General features: G+C 70.1%; 2 protein-coding genes and 1 pseudogene. 1 reads left to right on the top strand and 2 read right to left on the bottom strand.

What is annotated here, in order from left to right; all coding sequences use genetic code 11:
- Nucleotides 1-478: pseudogene (locus D7V93_RS41105) on the bottom strand (hypothetical protein); the annotation flags it as partial.
- Nucleotides 479-648: 170 nt separating this feature from the next.
- Between D7V93_RS41105 and D7V93_RS41100 the strand changes: the two are divergent.
- Nucleotides 649-1,587, top strand: coding sequence for a DNA alkylation repair protein (locus D7V93_RS41100; protein WP_120648437.1), 939 nt, complete (start codon nucleotides 649-651; stop codon nucleotides 1,585-1,587).
- 15 nt (nucleotides 1,588-1,602) lie between these two features.
- Here the strand turns inward: D7V93_RS41100 and D7V93_RS41095 are convergent, their stop codons facing one another.
- Entirely contained in the window at nucleotides 1,603-2,916 is a 1,314-nt protein-coding gene (locus tag D7V93_RS41095) for a hypothetical protein (RefSeq protein WP_120648436.1), read from the bottom strand.
- Between the last annotated feature and the right edge of the window lie 40 nt (nucleotides 2,917-2,956).

Here is a 2,956-nt window from a genome sequence, read left to right as displayed (position 1 = left end):
GGCCCGCGAGCCCCGCGACCCGCTGGATCACCGGCAGCGCACGACGCAGCAGGGGCGCGGCGCGGCGCAGCAGGGGCGCGGCGCGGCGTGCCACCTGCCGCGCGCCCCGTGCGATGCCGCGCACGGCGCCTTGAATGCCCCGGGAGATGCGGCGGAAGAACGCCTCGGAGTCATCCGCGTCCATGGACTCCAGGACGAAGGGGTTGAGGGTGCGCGCGAGCGCGACCGCGGCGGGGCCGGAGATGAGGCGTGGGCTGGCGGACGGCAGGTACAGACCGCTGGCCAGGTCCTGCTCGAAGCCCTCGAAGCCGTCATCCTCCCCGAACGCGTCGGCGTCCCCGGCGAACAGCTCCTCGAACCCCTCACCCTCGAAGCCGTCGGCCTCGAAGCCATCCCCCTCGAAGCCTTCGAACTCGCCGAACGCGTCCGCGAGCTCCTCCAGTTCCTGGAGGGCATCCGCGCCCTCCATGCGGTCCATGCCCTCGAGGGACTCTTCTGCCAAGAAGTCGGCGCTGATCATCGATTTCCCCCTCGCATGGCGCTTGGCCACAGCCCTTCAAGAGCGCCAAGTTAGAGAGGTGGGGGGAGGGGTGGCAGTCACTCGTTTGAGCTACTGATGCGCGCGGCGCGTGCCAGACTGTGCCCGCCATGACCCTTGAAGAGACGATGCGGGAGCTGGAGCGGCTGGGCTCCCAGCAGACGCGGAAGACCTACCTCCGCCACGGCGCTCCGGAGCCCCTGTCCGGCGTGAACTTCGGCGCGCTGACGACGCTGAAGAAGCGCGTCGGCACGGATCCGGCGCTCGCCCGTGCGCTGTGGGCCTCCGGGCACACCGAGGCGCGGCTGCTGGCGACGATGGTCGTGGACGCCCCCGCGCTGTCCTGGGCGGAGCTGGAGACGTGGGCGAAGTCGCTGGACTGGCACACGCTGACGGACGTCTTCGTGACGAACGTGGCGCTGCGCTCACCGCATGCGCGGCGCGCCCTGGGCTGGACGCGCTCCACCTCCGAGTGGGTGGGGCGCGCGGGCTGGCAGTTGCTCGCCTCCCTGCTCGTGAAGACGACGGTGCTCACGGGAGAGGACGCGGAAGACCTGGCGCCGTGGCTCGCGCGCATCGAGCAGGAGCTTCCGACCGCGAAGAACCGCGTCCGCGAGGCGATGAACAGCGCGCTCATCGCGCTGGGCTCCTCGGGCGGCGCGCTCCAGAAGGCGGCGCTCCAGACAGCGAAGCACCTGGGCCGGGTGGAGGTGGACCATGGCGACACGGCGTGCGAGACGCCGGACGCCACCCAGTACATCCGGAAGATGCAGGCCCGGAAGGCCGCGGCCACGAAGCCCGCGACGAAGGCCGCCGCGACGAAGGCCGCGACCACGAAGCCCGCGACCACGAAGGCCGGGACGAAGGCCGTTGCGAAGAAGCCTGCTGCGAAGAAGCCCGCTGCGACCAAGGCCGTTGCGAAGAAGCCCGCTGCGACCAAGGCCGTTGCGAAGAAGGCCGTTGCGACCAAGGTCGCTGAGAAGAAGCCCGCTGCGAAGAAGGCCGGGACGAATCGCCCGGCCCCCGCGCGCACGCGGCCCCGCGCCTAACCGCGCGTCACCGGCTCAGGGCACGCACGCGGCCTGCCCGCCCGCGTCCTTGTACGCCTTCACGCGCTTGACGAGGTTGCCGCCGTCCGTCTCCGGCGTGGTCTGCTCGTAGTTGCCGGCGCCGAAGAGGAAGCCCACGCCGCCCGCCGCGGCCACCTCCGCGGGGTGGGTGAGGTAGTAGTCCACGCGATTGTCGCGCCAGTGCTTGTCGTTGTTGGCCAGGCTCATGTTGCCCAGCGGGAGCTGCCACCACAGGTGCGGCTTGTTCAGCCGCGCGGAGATGGCTTTGGCCCAGCTGAACGCCTGGCGGAAGTGCGGCAGCTTCTTGTTCTCCGGGTCCCACCACGTGGCCTTGTCCTGCGTCTCCTGGTACCAGCCCGCGTCGCGGTCGGACGCCTCCACCGTGACGAAGTCGGTGTCCGCCGCGCCCACCTGCAACAGGAAGTCCGCCACCTTGTTCGCCTCGGCCGTCACGTCGAACGACGGATCCGTGTTCGCCGACACGTCCGTCTTCGTCGCCCACGCGCTGGCGTGCAGGCCCACCTTCGCGTTGGGCGCGTACTTGCGCGCCATGGCGATCATGCACTTGCCCAGGCCCGCCGCGTTGTTCTCCTGGGTGCCACAGTCGGTCGGGTTCGCGGCCTTCACCGCCACCGCCGTGGACTGCGGCTTGCCGTCCGCCGGGAAGAACTGGAGGTAGGCCCACATGTCCGGTTCAATCTGCAGCAGCGCCTTCTCCTGGCCCACCTGCTTCAGCAGGAAGCGCCAGTCCGCGAGGTAGCGCTGGAGGAAGCTCGCGTCGTTCAGCGCCGCCAGCTGCTGCTTGCCCTCGGAGTAGCCGCTCGCCTGGAACTCCTCGTAGTAGGTGATGAACGGGATCTGCCCCTGGTCCTTGGCCGCCTTGATGAAGTCGCGCACGTAGGCACCAGGCGGCTCCTGGTCGTACTGCCAGCAGCCCCACCACCCACAGCCCTCGCCGCTGTTGGAGCACGACGCACCGTTGGACGTGCACCCGGACGCGCACGAGTTGCACGCGTCCTTCGAATCGAACAGGCCCGCGGCGATGTACAGGTAGCGCACGTCGAAGGGCGCGCTCTTCGCGGTGGCGTCCTCCATCTGCGCGCCCACCAGCAGCCTGTCCTTGCCGAGCGACGTCAGGAACTTCGCGCCCAGGCACTCGGAGCCGGTGCCCGGCACCACCCCGGGACCATCCGTGCCCGTGCCGGGCTCATCCCCCGGCTTGCTCGAGTCCGAACAGCCCGTGAGCGCGAGCAGGCCCACGGCGAGGAACGACCAACACTTCCGACGAAGCTGAGGAGGGGTCCACATGTCCGAAATTCTACCCCGCCCCCAGGGCCTCGTGCCCTGC

The organism is Corallococcus llansteffanensis, assembly GCF_003612055.1.
GTDB classification, from domain to species: domain Bacteria; phylum Myxococcota; class Myxococcia; order Myxococcales; family Myxococcaceae; genus Corallococcus; species Corallococcus llansteffanensis.
The sequence above is the reverse complement of the archived record's forward strand: the minus strand, read 5'-3'. Positions and strand labels throughout refer to the sequence as shown.

Coding starts and splice junctions, on each gene's coding strand:
- D7V93_RS41100 (WP_120648437.1), top strand. CDS start 649: ATGACCCTTGAAGAGACGATGCGGGAGCTGGAGCGGCTGGGCTCCCAG.
- D7V93_RS41095 (WP_120648436.1), bottom strand. CDS start 2,916: ATGTGGACCCCTCCTCAGCTTCGTCGGAAGTGTTGGTCGTTCCTCGCC.